Source organism: Actinomadura sp. NBRC 104425, from assembly GCF_030269545.1.
GTDB lineage: Bacteria > Actinomycetota > Actinomycetes > Streptosporangiales > Streptosporangiaceae > Spirillospora > Spirillospora keratinilytica.
Genome location: NZ_BSTN01000008.1, coordinates 153,086 through 168,738, shown reverse-complemented (window position 1 = coordinate 168,738; position 15,653 = coordinate 153,086). Strand labels below are relative to the sequence as shown.

Annotated in this window: 13 protein-coding genes; 6 read left to right on the top strand and 7 right to left on the bottom strand. The window is 72.4% G+C overall.

The annotated features are described in order from the left end of the window. Window positions 1-313: 313 nt before the first annotated feature. Both QSK22_RS15195 and aceA read right to left on the bottom strand, forming a co-directional pair. A complete protein-coding gene (locus QSK22_RS15195; RefSeq protein ID WP_285494801.1) occupies window positions 314-1,054 on the bottom strand; it encodes a DUF7873 family protein in 741 nt (246 codons plus the stop codon). A 293-nt stretch (window positions 1,055-1,347) separates the two neighbouring features. Further along, window positions 1,348-2,631 (bottom strand): isocitrate lyase, encoded by a 1,284-nt coding sequence (gene aceA, locus QSK22_RS15190; protein ID WP_285494800.1) that lies wholly within the window; start codon window positions 2,629-2,631, stop codon window positions 1,348-1,350. 149 nt (window positions 2,632-2,780) lie between these two features. Here aceA and QSK22_RS15185 point away from each other — a divergent pair, with 149 nt between their 5' ends. The 5 genes from QSK22_RS15185 to QSK22_RS15165 all read left to right on the top strand — a co-directional run bounded on the left by QSK22_RS15185 (window position 2,781) and on the right by QSK22_RS15165 (window position 8,085). Then, window positions 2,781-4,217, top strand: a complete 1,437-nt coding sequence (locus tag QSK22_RS15185; protein ID WP_285494799.1) for a helix-turn-helix transcriptional regulator — start codon at window positions 2,781-2,783, stop codon at window positions 4,215-4,217. Window positions 4,218-4,390: 173 nt separating this feature from the next. Further along, a complete protein-coding gene (locus tag QSK22_RS15180; RefSeq protein WP_285494798.1) occupies window positions 4,391-5,368 on the top strand; it encodes a glucosyl-3-phosphoglycerate synthase in 978 nt (325 codons plus the stop codon). Window positions 5,369-5,639: 271 nt separating this feature from the next. Next, window positions 5,640-6,869 (top strand): acyl-CoA dehydrogenase family protein, encoded by a 1,230-nt coding sequence (locus QSK22_RS15175; protein ID WP_285494797.1) that lies wholly within the window; start codon window positions 5,640-5,642, stop codon window positions 6,867-6,869. A gap of 140 nt (window positions 6,870-7,009) precedes the next feature. Further along, the gene (locus QSK22_RS15170; protein WP_285494796.1) at window positions 7,010-7,654 is read left to right on the top strand and encodes a TetR family transcriptional regulator; all 645 of its coding nucleotides are present in this window, start codon (window positions 7,010-7,012) and stop codon (window positions 7,652-7,654) included. 17 nt (window positions 7,655-7,671) lie between these two features. Beyond that, window positions 7,672-8,085, top strand: a complete 414-nt coding sequence (locus QSK22_RS15165) for a phosphomannose isomerase type II C-terminal cupin domain (RefSeq protein ID WP_285494795.1) — start codon at window positions 7,672-7,674, stop codon at window positions 8,083-8,085. 26 nt (window positions 8,086-8,111) lie between these two features. On the opposite strand, the gene QSK22_RS15160 is transcribed toward QSK22_RS15165, so the two are convergent. The 4 genes from QSK22_RS15160 to QSK22_RS15145 all read right to left on the bottom strand — a co-directional run bounded on the left by QSK22_RS15160 (window position 8,112) and on the right by QSK22_RS15145 (window position 11,673). Next, window positions 8,112-8,735, bottom strand: coding sequence for a class F sortase (locus QSK22_RS15160; protein ID WP_285494794.1), 624 nt, complete (start codon window positions 8,733-8,735; stop codon window positions 8,112-8,114). Continuing rightward, window positions 8,722-9,621: a hypothetical protein gene (locus QSK22_RS15155; RefSeq protein WP_285494793.1), complete on the bottom strand. Its 900-nt coding sequence runs from the start codon at window positions 9,619-9,621 to the stop codon at window positions 8,722-8,724. The genes QSK22_RS15160 and QSK22_RS15155 overlap by 14 nt, the downstream gene beginning before the upstream one ends. 216 nt (window positions 9,622-9,837) lie before the next feature. Beyond that, window positions 9,838-11,448: a monocarboxylate uptake permease MctP gene (gene mctP, locus QSK22_RS15150; RefSeq protein WP_285494792.1), complete on the bottom strand. Its 1,611-nt coding sequence runs from the start codon at window positions 11,446-11,448 to the stop codon at window positions 9,838-9,840. Between the two features lie 3 nt (window positions 11,449-11,451). After that, a complete protein-coding gene (locus tag QSK22_RS15145) occupies window positions 11,452-11,673 on the bottom strand; it encodes a DUF3311 domain-containing protein (protein WP_285494791.1) in 222 nt (73 codons plus the stop codon). Between the two features lie 500 nt (window positions 11,674-12,173). Here QSK22_RS15145 and QSK22_RS15140 point away from each other — a divergent pair, with 500 nt between their 5' ends. Continuing rightward, complete coding sequence (locus QSK22_RS15140) at window positions 12,174-14,348, top strand: anthranilate synthase component I (RefSeq protein ID WP_285494790.1); 2,175 nt, start codon at window positions 12,174-12,176, stop codon at window positions 14,346-14,348. A gap of 291 nt (window positions 14,349-14,639) precedes the next feature. Here QSK22_RS15140 and QSK22_RS15135 read toward each other — a convergent pair whose 3' ends face one another. After that, entirely contained in the window at window positions 14,640-15,623 is a 984-nt protein-coding gene (locus QSK22_RS15135; protein WP_285494789.1) for a helix-turn-helix transcriptional regulator, read from the bottom strand. Window positions 15,624-15,653 lie beyond the last annotated feature (30 nt).

Sequence of the window (15,653 nt, the reverse complement as noted above, 5' to 3'; positions counted from 1 at the left end):
GGCGCGGACCAGATTCGAACTGGTGCCTCGAGACCGCGGTCCGCCTCCGATCGGTCCAGCGATGAGCGGAAAATGCTGATTCTGGAGCGAGAGTCTGAGCGTGAACCGCGCGGCCGCTCTACCACTGAGCTACCCGGGGCGCTAGTACCCGGGGGAGGATTCGAACCTCCGACGGACACCGCGACGGGTGGTCAGACTGAGCCTCAGTCTCAGCTTCACGCCCGGGTCGCCCCGGGCGCGCCCCCGCGCTCCAGCGGGGGAGCCTTGTTCAGTTGCAGGGGTTGTTCAGTTGTTGGAGGTCGGTCGCAGGGGTTCAGTTGTCGCGACCGAACAGGTAGGCGAACACCGCGTCGCCCACCTTGCGGTCGGTGACCTCGATGCTGTTGGCCTCCTCGCGGGCGAACTTGACCGCCGCTTGCAGGCGCTCCACCCGGTCGCGCAGCTCGTTGACGCGCCGCGCGGGCATGGCGCCGGAGAACGACACCTTGGTCCACGTGCCCACGATGACGTCCTCGTGGTACATCTCCACCTGCGCCGGGTGCTTGTCGGTCGCCTCGTACAGCACGTGGCTGCGCGGAACCTTCTTGGTGCGCGCGGTCTCCACCGGCTCGCTGCGCCACACGTCCTGGCCCTCGTCGTAGGTCCAGGTCTCGGCGGCGTCCAGCACCGGCAGGCGGTTGATCAGCGTGTGCACCTCGGCCAGCTGCTTCTCCAGGAACAGCAGGTACGTCACCGGGACATCGGACAGCAGCGTCCGCCCGTCGACCACCACGTCGGCGCGGGCGTCGCAGTTGGCCCAGTCCTTGGTGGCGACGACGTCGAACAGCCGGGTCAGCGACCGGGCCGCCTCGCGCAGCACGTCCTCGGCCTTGACCTGCACCTTGGTCGACTCGGGCGGCAGCGTCTCGCCCTCCTCGTCGCGCGGCCGGTAGGTGCGGGAAAGACCGGACAGCAGTGCCGGCTTCTGCAACTCGTGGAAGGCGTCGGACAGCTCCCGCTGCGTGCGCGACTTGACGCCCTTCTCCACGGCGATGATCTGGTTGAGCCTGGCCATGGGCCGGCGTCACCCCTCCCCGTTCGTGATCGTGCGTCACGGTAGTCGGTGAATGGGGCGCGCCGCATGTCATTTTTTTTCCGGCGCATTTCCGGGAGTGCTGCGGCAGTGAGGCGCGCACGGGAAGGCCCCTCCGGGTGTAGGGCGGAGGGGCCTTCACGCGCCGGCGAGCGGAGCCGGCCCGGTCCTCAGAAGGTGAGCCTTACGCGGACTGAGGACCACCGGAACGGGATCCCAGGGGCGAGACGAGGATCCCGGCTGGCGGGACTGCGGGGGCGCGTCCCCGCAGGCCGTCAGTGGAACTGCTGCTCCTCGGTGGAGCCCTTCAGGGCGGTGGTGGAGGAGTCGGGGTTGATGGCGGTGCTGACCAGGTCGAAGTAGCCGGTGCCGGCCTCGCGCTGGTGCTTGACGGCCGTGAAGCCCTTCTCCACCGCGGCGAACTCGCGCTCCTGCAGGTCGACGTAGGCGGTCATGCCCTCGCGGGCGTAGGCGTGCGCCAGGTCGAACATGCCGTAGTTGAGCGCGTGGAAGCCCGCCAGGGTGATGAACTGGAACTTGAACCCCATGTGTCCCAGCTCGCGCTGGAACTTGGCGATGGTGGCGTCGTCCAGGTGCTTCTTCCAGTTGAACGACGGCGAGCAGTTGTAGGCGAGCATCTGGTCGGGGAACTCGGCCTTGACCGCCTCGGCGAACCGGCGGGCCTGCTCCAGGTCGGGCGTGCCGGTCTCCATCCAGATCAGGTCGGCGTACGGCGCGTAGGCCTTGGCGCGGGCGATGCAGGGCTCGATGCCGTTGCGGACGCGGTAGAAGCCTTCGGCGGTGCGCTCGCCGGTGAGGAACTCGCGGTCGCGCTCGTCGACGTCCGTGGTGATCAGGGTCGCGGCCTCGGCGTCGGTCCGCGCGATGATCAGGGTGGGGACGTCCTCGATGTCGGCCGCCAGCCGGGCGGTGTTGAGCGTCTTGATGTGCTGGGAGGTGGGCACGAGCACCTTGCCGCCCAGGTGGCCGCACTTCTTCTCGGAGGCCAGCTGGTCCTCCCAGTGCACGCCCGCGGCACCGGCGGCGATCATGCCCTTCATCAGCTCGAAGGCGTTCAGCACGCCGCCGAAGCCGGCCTCGGCGTCGGCCACGATCGGGGCCAGGTAGTGCACGTCGCCCGACCCCTCCGACCACTGGACCTGGTCGGCGCGCAGCAGCGCGTTGTTGATCCGGCGGACCACGGCGGGCACCGAGTTGGCCGGGTAGATGCTCTGGTCGGGGTAGGTCTGCCCGGCCAGGTTGGCGTCGGCGGCGACCTGCCAGCCGGACAGGTAGATCGCCTTCAGCCCCGCCTTGACCTGCTGGACGGCCTGCATGCCGGTGAGCGCGCCGAGGGCGTGGACGTAGTCCTCCTCGTGCAGCAGCTTCCACAGGCGCTCGGCGCCGAGGCGGGCCAGGGTGTGCTCCTCGTGGACCGAGCCGCGCAGCCTGATCACGTCCTCGGCGGTGTAGGTGCGCTCGACGCCCTTCCACCGCTCGTCGGTCTCCCACCTGCGCCGGAGCTCCTCGGCGGCGCCCTTGAGGCGACTGTCGCTCATGATGTTGCCCTTCTGTGTCGTCCCCTGGGTGCTTGTTCCGACTATGCCCCCGATGTCCGGCCCAAATGAACTGGTGGGTAATAGAAGATGTGATGATTTTTCGCTAGCATGAAGCCATGACGACCTTGCGGTCAGAAGAATCTCTCAACTTGACGAGCGACGTAGACCTGGTGACGTTCGGGCAGCGGCTGCGCCACCTGCGCAAGGCCAGGGGGATGACGCTGTCGGACCTCGGCGACCGGGTCGGGCGCGCCCCGTCCCAGCTGTCCCTGCTGGAGAACGGGCGGCGCGAGCCCAAGCTGTCGCTGCTGCAGGCGCTGGCCGCCGCGCTGGAGGTGCCGGTGGAGGAGCTGCTGCGCCGCCAGCCGCCCAGCCGCCGCGCCCAGCTGGAGATCGCCCTGGAGGAGGCGCAGCGCGACCCGCTGTACCGGTCGCTCGGCCTGTCCCACCTCAAGGTCAGCAAGCGGCTGCCCAACGAGGTGATCGAGCACATCCTCACGCTGTACGGGGAGCTGCGGCGCGCCCGCACCAAGCCCACCGCCAGCCCCGAGGAGGCGCGCAAGGCCAACGCCGAGCTGCGCCGCCAGATGCACGAGCGCGGCAACTACTTCGGCGAGATCGAGCGGATCGCCGCCCAGACCCTGGACGCGGTCGGCTACCGGGGCGGCGCGGTGTCCCAGGGCGTGCTGATGGCGCTGGTGAGTCACTTCGGGTTCGAGCTGCGCTACGTCCAGGACCTGCCGCGGTCGGTCCGCTCGATCACCGACCTGCGCAACCGGCGCATCTACCTGGAGCGCGAGCAGCTGGGCATGCACACCCCCCGCACGATCCTGCTGCAGACGCTCGGGCACATCGCGCTCGACCACGAGGTGCCCCGCGACTTCGGTGACTTCCTGCGCCAGCGGGTGGAGGCCAACTACTTCGGCGCCGCCGTGCTGGTGCCCGAGCGCTCGGTCGTGCCGTTCCTGCAGGAGGCCAAGGCGGCCCGGGAGCTGTCGGTGGAGGACCTGGCCGACGTGTTCTCGGTGTCCTACGAGATGGCCGCGCACCGCTTCACCAACATGGCCACCCACCATCTCGGCCTGCAGCTGCACTTCACCAAGAACGACGAGAACGGCACGATCTACAAGGCGTACGCCAACGACGGCCTGGTGTTCCCGCAGGACGAGAGCGGCGCGATCGAGGGGCAGCGGATGTGCCGCCAGTGGGCGGGCCGCCACGTGTTCCAGACCGCCGACCGGTTCTCGGTGTACTACCAGTACACCGACACCCCCACGGGCACCTACTGGTGCCTGTCGCACATCGACCCCAGCCACGAGCGCGACTTCGCGATCACGCTGGGCGTGCGGTACGAGGACTCGCGCTGGTTCCGCGGCCGGGAGACCACCAACCGGCACCGCTCCGCCTGCCCGGACGGCGACTGCTGCCAGCGTCCGCCCGCCGAGCTGGCCGAGCGCTGGGAGGGCATGGCCTGGCCGTCGGCGCGGGCGCACTCGCACGTGCTGTCGGTGCTGCCGCCCGGCGCGTTCCCCGGCGTGGACGAGGCCGACGTGTACGCCTTCCTCGACCGCCACGCCGCCGAATGACCGGTGTGTTGTCGGGCTGTTAACTCTTCGGGTCGGCTGCCGTGAGGGTGTTCCAACGGCGGGTGAACTGCGGTGAGCTGGCGTTCTGCAGGTCAGCGGAGGCCCGCGCCGGGCTCCGCCGGGGGACGGGGGGCCGTCCTCTGCGACGAGACGGCCTGCGGAAGGGAGGACGCGTGCTGCCTGAGGTCGCGTCGTGGCTGCGTCGCCGGACCAGCGCGTCGGCGCAGTGGCCGCTGGAGACCCTGCTCGCCGCCAAGGGCGGCACCCGGATCAGCGTCGTGCTGCCCGCGCGCGACGAGGAGGCGACGGTCGGCGCGATCGTCGCCGCCATCCGGGAGGACCTGGTCGAACGGGCGCCGCTGGTGGACGAGATCGTGGTGGTCGACTCGCGGTCGACCGACCGGACCGCCGAGGTGGCGGCCGCCGCGGGCGCCGACGTGGTGGCCCAGGACTCGGTGCTTCCCGGGCACGGCCGCATGTCCGGCAAGGGCGAGGCGCTGTGGAAGTCGCTGGCCGCCACCACCGGGGACGTGATCGTCTTCGTGGACGCCGACCTGCGCGGCTTCACCCCGTCCTACGTCACCGGGCTGCTCGGCCCGCTGCTCACCGATCCCGCCGTGGGCTATGTCAAGGGCTGCTACGACCGTCCGCTGCTCACCGGGGACCGCCCGGTCGAGGGCGGCGGCGGCCGGGTCACCGAGCTGGTCGCCCGCCCGCTGATCAACCTGCACTGGCCGCTGCTGGCCGGGGTGATGCAGCCGCTGGGCGGCGAGTACGCCGGGCGGCGGGAGCTGCTGGAGCGGCTGCCGTTCGTCACCGGCTACGGCGTGGAGCTCGGGCTGCTGCTGGACGTGTTCCAGCGGGCGGGCCTGGACGCGATCGCGCAGGTCGATCTGGGTCGGCGGGTGCACTCGCACCAGAGCACCGAGGCGCTGGGCGCCATGTCCGGGCAGATCCTGCTCACCGCGTGGTCGCGGCTGCAGCGGCACGGCCGGATGCTGCCGCTGGAGGCCCCCGCGACCGCGCTCGCGCAGTTCCGCCGCGGCGCCGACGGCCACGACGTGCGGGTCAGCGACGTCGGCGTGGGGGAGCGCCCGCCCATGATCGAGATCCCCGAGTACGCCGAAGCCCGGCGCTCCCTGCTCTCCTGATCCCGGCGCCCCGGGCAACGGCGCCCCGGGCAACGGCGCCCTGGGACCGGCGTACTGCGAACCGGCGTCCGCCACCGGCCGGAAGGTGGCGGGCGCCGGTTCCGTTGTGCCCCTGTCCTGCGCGAACTCCGCGAGCACCCCTTCTCCGCAGCCCGCGCCGCCGCCGTCGCGCGGGTCAACCGGCGGTGTGAGTCCGGCCACGGGTGTTACCGGTGGTAACCCAAAACTGCTACCGTTGGTAACAGAAGATATTGGAGAAAGGGTCAATAAGATGACGAGTGCCGAGGCCGCACCGTTCTCCCTGGAGCCCGGCGAGGACATCCGCCAGGTGCGGGACTGGGTGCACGAGTTCGCCCGCGACGTGGTGCGCCCCGCCGCCGAGGAGTGGGACGAGCGGGAGGAGACCCCCTGGCCGATCATCCAGGAGGCGGCCAAGATCGGCCTGTACTCGCTGGACTTCTTCGCCACCCAGTGGCTGGAGCCGACCGGCCTGGGCATCCCGGTCGCCTTCGAGGAGCTGTTCTGGGGCGACGCGGGCATCGCGCTGTCGATCGTCGGCACCGGCCTGGCCGCCGCGTCGGTCGCCGCCACCGGCACCCCCGAGCAGGTCGGCGAGTGGGTGCCGCAGATGTTCGGCACCGCCGACGAGGTGAAGCTGGGCGCGTTCTGCGCCTCCGAGCCCGACGCCGGCAGCGACGTGGGCTCCATCCGCACCCGCGCGGTCTACGACGAGGCCAAGGACGAGTGGGTGCTCAACGGCACCAAGACCTGGGCCACCAACGGCGGCATCGCCAACGTGCACGTCGTCGTCGCCTCGGTGTACCCCGAGCTGGGCTCGCGCGGCCAGGCCAGCTTCATCGTCCCGCCGGACACCCCTGGGCTGCGGCAGGGGCAGAAGTTCCGCAAGCACGGCATCCGCGCCTCGCACACCGCCGAGGTGATCCTGGAGGACGTGCGCATCCCCGGCAGGCTCATCGTCGGCGGCAAGGAGCGGTTCGACGAGCGCATCGCCCGCGCCCGCGAGGGCAAGCGCACCAAGGGCCAGGCCGCGCTGAAGACGTTCGAGACCACCCGCCCGGCGGTGGGCGCGATGGCGCTGGGCGTGGCCCGCGCCGCCTACGAGTACGCGCTGCAGTACGCGTGCGAGCGCGAGCAGTTCGGCAAGAAGATCGGCGAGTTCCAGGCCATCGCGTTCAAGCTGGCCGACATGAAGACCCGGATCGACGCCGCCCGGCTGATGGTGTGGCGGGCCGCGTGGATGGCGCGCGCCGGGCACGACTTCGCCAACGCCGAGGGGTCCATGGCCAAGCTGATGGCCAGCGAGACGGCCGTGCACGTCACCGAGGAGGCCATCCAGATCCTCGGCGGCAACGGCTACACCCGCGAGTACCCGGTGGAGCGCATGCACCGCGACTCCAAGATCTTCACGATCTTCGAGGGCACCAGCGAGATCCAGCGCCTGGTCATCGGCCGCGCCGTCACCGGGCTGCCGATCCGCTAGGGCCGGTCGCCGGGCCCGCGCCGCCCGGCCCCCCGCGGCCGCGCGCCCGGCGCGGCCGCGGGGGAGCGGTGGCGCAACGAGCCCCGTGGTGCACCGGTGCAGGCGTGGGACCGGCGACCCGGTAGCGTACCGTTCTCGACATGGTGACGCGGGAGACGACGGGGCGGGGGACGCGGCGCGACCCCGATCGTCGGCGTGCCCTGCTCGAAGCCGCCGACCGGGTCATCCAGCGGGAGGGCCCCGAGGCGTCCATGGCCGCGATCGCGGCCGAGGCGGGGATCAGCAAGCCGATCCTGTACCGGCACTTCGGCGACAAGAGCGGCCTGTACCGGGCGCTGGCCGAACGGCACACGCTCAAGCTGATCGAGGGCATCCGGGAGGAGTTCTCCCGGTCCGACTCGGTGCGCGCCCGCACCCGCTCCACCATCGACACCTACCTGGCGGTCATCTCCAAGAACCTGGCGCTGTACCGGTTCCTCATGCACCGCGCCAGCGCCGAGGACCCGTCCACGCACAGCGCGATGAGCACGATGATCCGCGAGGTGAGCCGGGAGCTGGCCGAGGTCATGATCGCCGAGGGCCGGCTGCCGGACCGCACCCGCGCCTACGTGTGGGGCCACGCGGTCGTCGGGATGGTGCAGACCGCGGGGGACTGGTGGCTGGACCACGCCGACGAGGTGCCGCGCGAGGCGGTGGTCGACGGGCTGGTGGACCTGATCCTCGGCGGGCTGCCCGCCGCCGCCGGATACGACCTTGCCCAGGAGGGTTCGCACGACGATGGCTGACGAGGCTGAGGTGAGCGTTGACTGAACGGACGGTGTCGGAGTCACCCGCGATGGCGCCCGCGACCGGCGGGAGCGGGCCGCGGGACGAGCCGCAGGTCGAGGTGGACCGGCGGCCCTGGGGAAGCTTCGAGCGCTTCACCCACAACGAGCCGACCACGGTGAAGGTGATCCATGTGGCGCCGGGCCAGCGGCTCAGCCTGCAGCGCCACCGGCACCGCGACGAGCTGTGGGTCGCGCTCGACCCGGGCGCGGTGTTCGAGGTGGACGGCGAGCGCACGCTGCCGGAGGTGGGCGAGCGGGTGTTCATCCGGGCGGGGCAGACGCACCGGCTCGGCTCGTCCGGCCCGGCGGTGCGCGTGCTGGAGATCGCGTTCGGGCACTTCGACGAGGACGACATCGAACGCCTCGAGGACGCCTACGGCCGCGCCTGACCGGCGTCCGCCGGCATGGGCGTCCGTCAGCGCTCCTTCACCAGGTGCGCGTAGACGATGACGTTGTCGCGGTAGGACCGCTCCTTGCGGTCGTAGGCGCCCCCGCAGGTCACCAGGCGCAGCCCGGCGTACCGCACGTTCCCGTACACGCGGTCGCCGGGGAACCGCTTCTTCGGCACCTGCTCCTTGGCGTCCACGCGGAACGTCAGCCTGCGCCCGTCCCGCCGTGTCACCCGCACCAGCGAGCCCGGCTTGAGCTCGCGCAGCCGGTAGAACACGGCGGGACCGCGTTTGTCGTCGTAGTGGCCCAGCAGCACGGCCGGCCCCCGGCTGCCGGGGGCCGGGCCGTGCCGGTACCAGCCGGCGCGGTCGGAGTGCTCGAACGGCGGCACCTCCACCATGCCGTTGGGCTTCTGGCCGACGGGTGTCACCCGCGCGCGCACCCCGATGGCGGGAATCTCGAGCCGGACCGGCGGCGACGACGGCACCGCCGTCCCGTCGGGGATCTTCCAGAGCACGCGCGGGCCGCCCTGGTCGCGGTAGGGCGCGGACGCCGAGACGTTGCCGCGCACCCCGTTGCCGACCGCCACCGCGCCCGCGACCGCCAGCACGGCGGCGACGGCGTAACCGCCGCGGTCACGCCCGCCCACGGGCCCGCAAACGCATCAGCGCCGTCCCGCCCATTCCGGCAGCCGCGACGAGCAGCACCACTCCGGCGGGCAGCCACGGGGCGCCGGCGTCCTGGGTGCCGCCGCCTCCGGTCTCGGCCCAGCCGCGCGGCCGGCGGATCTTCTCGCCGCCCGGGCCGGGCGCGGGACCGGGGCCGCCGACCGGGCCGCCGCCGGGACCACCGCCGGGACCACCGCCGGGTCCTCCGCCGGGTCCTCCGCCGGGGCCGCCGCCGGGGCCGCCGCCGGGGCCGCCGCCCGGGCCGCCGCCGGGTCCTCCGCCGGGGCCGCCGCCGGGTCCTCCGCCGGGGTTGATCCACAGCTTCTCGTGCATGTACTTGCCGCGGTCGTCGAACTTGCCGCCCCAGCCGTCGTGGCCGAAGCCGTCGTGGCCCTCGTCGCGGCCGAAGTCGTCGTGCCCGTCGCCGTCGTCCGGGCCGCGGCCGAACCCGTCCGGCCCCGGTCCGTCCGGTCCGCCGGGCCCGTCCGGCCCGGGCTCGTCGTCCTTCGGGTTGTGCTTGAGGCCCTGCTTGCGGATCACGACCCGGCCGGCGTGGGACGTCTTGGACGTCGCGCACTTGGCCTCGAGCGTGTGCCGGCCCGGATCCGCCTCGACCACCAGGGCCTTGATCTCGAACCAGCCGTCCCGCACCGCGCCGGTGCCCCGGGCGGCGCCGGTCACCCGGACGAGGTCGTCGGCGTTCCCGCAGCTGCCGGCCACGGTGACGCGCTGGCCGGGACGGGCGACCGCCGGCTCGATCGCCAGGCCGTCGGCGTGGGCGGCCGGTGCGGCCGAGATGGTCGGGACGGTTCCGCAGAGCATGGCGCCCAGCGCCAGAGTCGTGCGGACGGCGGTTGTCGCGCGCACCCTTCCCTCCAAAAAGTCCGTGGCATTGGATACGCACGGTGCTTCCCTGGATACGCTGCGACACTTTCCATGTGAAGGAGGTATGGGCGGATCTTTGCCGGTGCTTGCGCGTGCCGCCGCCCCGGCCGCCGGCAGATCCCCTCCCGCACGCGCGACGGCCCGGCCGCCATGCGGCGGCCGGGCCGTCGGATCCGGATGCCCGGAACGGGCCGGGGATCAGTGGCTGGCGCTCAGGTCGAGCTCCTTGACCTTGGGGTCGCCCTCGTCGGCGAAGTAGTCGGCCGCGCGCGTGGCGTCGTCGCCGTCGGCCAGCTTGGCGGCCCGGCACACCAGCGTGCCGACCACGGCCACCACCAGGTTGACCGCCAGGGCCACCACGCCCACGTAGATCGTCATCTTGGTGTCCAGGCCGAAGTCGCTCAGCGCGAAGGCCGAGCTGCCGAAGTGCTCTTTGCCCTTGGCCGGGTTGGGGATCTGGTACAGCATCCACAGCCCGGCGGCCTGGCCCGCCGCCCAGCCGGCGATCAGGCCGCCGCGGTGGAACCAGCGGGTGAACAGGCCGAGGCCCACTGCGGGCAGCGTCTGCAGGATGATCACACCGCCGATCAGCTGCAGGTCGATGGAGAACTCGGGGTCCAGCAGCAGGATGCAGGCCACCGCGCCGACCTTGACGACCAGCGAGACCAGCTTGCTGACCGCCGCCTCCTGCTTGTCGGTGGCGTCCGGCCGCAGGTACTCCTTGTAGATGTTGCGGGTGAACAGGTTGGCCGCGGCGATCGACATGATCGCGGCGGGCACCAGCGCGCCGATGCCCACGGCGGCGAACGCGATGCCGGTGAACCAGCTGGGGAACATGTGGTCGAACAGCACCGGCACCACGGTGTTGGTGTCGGCCTTGTCGTCGGTGGTGATCGGCTTGATCCCGGCGGCGATGGCCATGAAGCCCAGCAGCGCGATCAGGCCGAGCACGAAGCTGTAGGCGGGCAGCGCCGACATGTTCCGCTTGATGGTGTCGCGGTTGCGGGCGGCCAGGATGCCGGTGACGCTGTGCGGGTACAGGAACAGCGCCAGCGCCGAGCCCAGCGCCAGCATGGCGTAGTTGAGCTGGTTGGTGCCGTCCAGCAGGATCCCGTCGCTGGGCGCCGGGGTCGCGGCGAACTTGGCCTGCGCCGAGTCGAAGATGTCGCCCCAGCCGCCGAGCTTGGCCGGGATGTACAGCACCGCGACGATGATCACCAGGTAGATCAGCAGGTCCTTGACGAAGGCGATCAGCGCGGGCGCGCGCAGGCCGGACTGGTAGGTGTAGGCGGCCAGGATGGCGAACGCGATGATGATCGGCAGGTGGCCCTCGATCCCCATCGCCTTCAGCACCGCCTCGATGCCCACCAGCTGCAGCGCGATGTACGGCATCGTCGCGACGATCCCGGTGACCGCGATGGCCAGCGCCAGGGTGGGGGAGCCGAACCGGGCCCGGACGAAGTCGGCCGGGGTGACGAAGCCGTGCACGTGCGACACCGACCACAGCCGGATCAGCATCAAGAACACCATCGGGTAGACCACGACGGTGTAGGGGACGGCGTAGAAGCCCGCGGCGCCGGCTCCGAACACGAGGGCGGGCACCGCGACGAAGGTGTAGGCCGTGTACAGGTCGCCGCCGACCAGGAACCAGGTGATCCAGCCGCCGAAGCTGCGGCCGCCCAGGCCCCACTCGTCCAGGCTGTCCATGGTGTCCGGCCGCCGCCACCGCGCGGCGACGAAGCCCATCCCGCTGACCAGCAGGAACAGCGCGGCGAAAATGATCAGTTCGGTGAGGTGATCGGTCGACATCGGTCAGTCCCTCCGGCGCGTCATGCGGTACACGACCGTGGTGCAGGCCACGCCGAGCAGGATGAAGGCCATCTGCAGCCAGTAGAAGACGGGGAAACCGAACAGGCGGGGCTCGTCACGGTTGAACAGGAACGTCAGCAGCGGCACCACGACCGCGGGGAGCAGCAGCCAGTTCCACGGGCTGCGATCGGTTCCGCGCGCGGGCGGAGGGGACTGTGCGGGCAAGGGAGCCTCCTCGTCAAGGGCTATCGCCGCGCCGTCTCAGATGCTGAGACGGTGCGGCGCCAGGGGCGGTGCCGGAGCCTACCCCTGTCTCGGTCACAGGCTGATCTCGGCGACGGCACGAGTGTGTGGAGCGATCCAGAAGCGAAACCCCACGTCAGCGCGTGGGTTCGCGCCCGGCGGGCCGCGGGCGGCGGGCCCGGCCGGGCGCCTCGGCGCCCGCCCCGGCCGACCGGGCGGTGAGACGCCGTGCGCGGTCCGCGGCGCGCGCCGGAACGGTTGGCCGGGCGGGAGGCGGCCCGGTAAGCTCGCGGTATGCGATCCGGCCACGGTCACCCGTTCACCGCCACCCCGGCGGTGCGCGGATGCCCGAGCCGCCGCTGGTGGTGGCGCCGCTGAGGCGGCGCCGGTTCGTTGACGTTGACTTCCAGGCGACCGCCCTCATCCGGCGGTCGTTTCGTCGCTTCCGCGGATGAGGGCCCGACACGCGAAGGGCCACCCGGGTGGACACCGTCTCACAGCAAGCGCAGACCAGTCGGTTCGTCACGGCCGGGGGCGTACGGGTGACCCGTACGGCCACGCCGGTCGGGGCCGAACGCAAGTCCGAGGTGCTCGACACCCTCGTCGAAGCGGTGGGTGAGCGGCGCGGCGGCGTGCTCAGCTCCGGCATGGAGTACCCCGGCCGCTACAGCCGCTGGCACATGGCCTACATCGACCCCTGTGTGGAGATCGTCGCCCGCGGCCGCGAGGTCGAGGCGCGCGCCCTCAACGACCGCGGGCGGGTGCTGCTCCCGGCGCTGGCGGCCGCGCTGCGCGGCACCGGCACCGTGACCGCCGACGAGGGGGATCGGCGGTTCGCCGTGTTCGTCCCGCCCACCGAGGAGTTCTTCACCGAGGAGGAGCGCAGCCGCCAGCCCACGGTGTTCACCGCGCTGCGCGCCGTCGTCGGCCTGCTCCGCTGCGACGACCCGCACCTGGGGCTGTGGGGCGCGTTCGGCTACGACCTGTCGCTGCAGTTCGAGCCGCTGCGGCTGCGCCACCCGCGGCCCGCCGACCAGCGCGACCTCGTCCTGCACCTGGCCGACGAGATGATCGTCGTGGACCGCAAGCGGGAGACCCAGCACCGGCTGTGCTACGACTTCGAGGTGGACGGCCGCAGCACCGCCGGGCTGCCGCGGCTGACCCCGCCCACCCCCGTCCCGGACCCTCCCGCCGAACTGCCGCCCCAGCCGGTCCCCGGCGCGTACGCGCAGATGGTGCGGGAGGCCAAGGAGCGGTTCGTCCGCGGCGACCTGTTCGAGGTGACGCCCGGGCACGCCATGCACGGCCGCTGCCACTCGCCCGCCGCGTTCTTCGAGCGGCTGCGCGAGACCAACCCGGCGCCCTACGAGTTCATGTTCAACCTGGGCGAGGGCGAATACCTGGTGGGCGCGTCCCCGGAGATGTTCGTGCGGGTGACCGGCGACCGCGTGGAGACCTGCCCGATCGCCGGGACGATCCGCCGCGGCCAGGACCCGCTGGAGGACGCCGAGCAGATCCGCACCATCCTGGCGTCGGCCAAGGACGAGTCCGAGCTGACCATGTGCACCGACGTCGACCGCAACGACAAGTCGCGCGTCTGCGTGCCCGGCAGCGTCCGGGTGCTGGGCCGGCGGCAGATCGAGCTGTACTCGCGGCTGATCCACACCGTCGACCACATCGAGGGGCGGCTGCGGCCCGGGTTCGACGCCTTCGACGCCTTCCTCACCCACATGTGGGCCGTCACGGTCACCGGGGCGCCCAAGACGTGGGCCATGCAGTTCATCGAGGACCACGAGGACGCGCCGCGCCGCTGGTACGGCGGCGCGGTCGGGTTCGTCGGCTTCGACGGGTCGATGAACACCGGCCTGACGCTGCGCACCGCGCAGATCCGCAACGGCGTCGCCACGGTGCGGGCCGGGGCGACCCTGCTGTACGACTCGGTCCCCGAGGAGGAGGAGCGGGAGACGCACCTGAAGGCGAGCGCGCTGCTGCAGGCGCTGGCCGCCTCCCAGGACCCGCAGGCCGCCGCCGCGGCCGCCGCCGAACCCGAGCCCGAGCGGGCCGGGGAGGGGCTGAAGGTGCTGCTGGTCGACCACGAGGACTCGTTCGTCAACACCCTGGCCGACTACTTCCGCCAGCAGGGCGCCGAGGTGGTGACGCTGCGGCACGGCTTCCCGCCGCGGCTGCTGGACGAGCACGCCCCCGACCTGGTGGTGCTGTCGCCCGGCCCCGGCCGTCCCGAGGACTTCGACACCGCCGCGCTTCTGGACGCCCTGGACGAGCGGGGGCTGCCGGCGTTCGGCGTGTGCCTGGGGCTGCAGGCGATGGTCGAGCACCAGGGCGGCGAGCTGTCGCTGCTGCCCGAGCCCGCGCACGGCAAGCCGGGCACGGTCAAGGTGGTCGGGGGCGAGCTGCTGGAGGGGCTGCCGGACGAGTTCACCGCGGCCCGCTACCACTCCCTGCACAGCACGCCCGAGCGGGTGAAGGGATTCCAGGTGACGGCGCTGACCGGCGACGTGGTCATGGCGATCGAGGACCCGGAGCGGCGGCGCTGGGCGGTGCAGTTCCACCCCGAGTCGATCCTCACCGCGCAGGGGCGGGCCGGCCACCGCATCATCGGCAACGTGCTGCGCCTGTGCCGCCGCGCCCCGCGCTGAGCCGCACCCGTCCTGAGCCGCACCCGTCCTGAGCCGCACCCGTCCTGAGCTGCGCAGCCCGGGACGGACCCCCGGGGGAGTCCTTTCGGATGGCCCCGGGGGGCTAATCGGCCCGGTGGAAATAGGCCCCTGGGGCCTGTCCGAACCGTGTTCTGAGACGGGATACTGGCGGTGCGGCACGGGCATGTCGAGTTTCCCGGCATGGGTGCCGCTGCGTTATCCCCGCGGTCGGAGGGGGTTCGCCCCCTCCGTCCAGCATGCGCGCGCAAATTGCGGCAGATACCTGGGGCGTCACCGGCCCCGGTAGAGGGCGGCCAGCCGGGCCGCGCTGCGGGCCATGCGCTCGCGCAGCTCCGGCGGGTCCACAACCTCGACCTCCGGGCCGAGCGCGAGCAGCTCGGTCTCGGCGACCTCCGGGGACTCGACGGGCAGCGTGGTGGTCACCCACCCCTGCGCGTCGGGCTCCCCGGCCCGCTCGGCGGCCACGCGCGCGGCGTACGGCTCGACGGCGTGCCGCAGCCGCCGCATCCCCGCCGGGCTCAGCCGCACCGTCGCCTCCCCGCCCAGCATCGAGCGCAGGAACTCCTTCACCTGCCCGGCCCAGTGGCCGGCCAGGTCGAAGCCCGCGTCCCGCGGGAACGTCTCGCCGAGGGCCCGCACCGCCGCGACGCGGTCGACCCGGTACGTCCGGTACGGCCCCGGGCCCGGCCCGTCCGCGACCCGCGCGACCAGGTACCACACGCCGTTCTTCAACACCAGGCCGTAGGGGTGCAGCCTCCGGGTGACCTCGCGGCCGCGGCGGTACCGCAGCTCGACGGCCTCGTCCCGCCACACCGCCCGCGCCAGGTCGCGCAGCAGCGGCGGCGGCCCGGCGGCGCCGAACCAGCCGGGGGCGTCCAGGTGGAAGCGCCGGCCCGCGTGCAGCGGCGCATCGCGCAGCGCGGCCGGCAGCGCGGCCAGCACCTTCAGCTGGGCGGCGGCGACCGCGTCGGCCAGGCCCATGTCGCCGGCCGGGCCGGGCAGCCCGGCCATAAACAGCGCCTCGGCCTCCTCCCGGCTCAGCCCGGTCAGCCGCGTCCGGTACCCGCCGACCAGCCGGTAGCCGCCGTTCCTGCCCTGCTCGGCGTACACCGGCACCCCGGCCGCCGACAGCGCCTCCATGTCGCGGTAGACGGTGCGCTCGGACACCTCCAGCTCGCGGGCCAGTTCGGCGGCCGTCATCGACTCCCGCGCCTGCAGCAGCAGCACCAGCGAGATCAGACGGGACGCGCGCATGCCTCCATCCTGCCGCACCCGTTCTCCCAC

Bases quoted from the DNA above. Each gene is read 5' to 3' on its own strand.
- QSK22_RS15195 (WP_285494801.1), bottom strand. From the start codon at position 1,054: ATGGCCAGGCTCAACCAGATCATCGCCGTGGAGAAGGGCGTCAAGTCG.
- aceA (WP_285494800.1), bottom strand. From the start codon at position 2,631: ATGAGCGACAGTCGCCTCAAGGGCGCCGCCGAGGAGCTCCGGCGCAGG.
- QSK22_RS15175 (WP_285494797.1), top strand. From the start codon at position 5,640: ATGACGAGTGCCGAGGCCGCACCGTTCTCCCTGGAGCCCGGCGAGGAC.
- QSK22_RS15170 (WP_285494796.1), top strand. From the start codon at position 7,010: ATGGTGACGCGGGAGACGACGGGGCGGGGGACGCGGCGCGACCCCGAT.
- mctP (WP_285494792.1), bottom strand. From the start codon at position 11,448: ATGTCGACCGATCACCTCACCGAACTGATCATTTTCGCCGCGCTGTTC.
- QSK22_RS15135 (WP_285494789.1), bottom strand. From the start codon at position 15,623: ATGCGCGCGTCCCGTCTGATCTCGCTGGTGCTGCTGCTGCAGGCGCGG.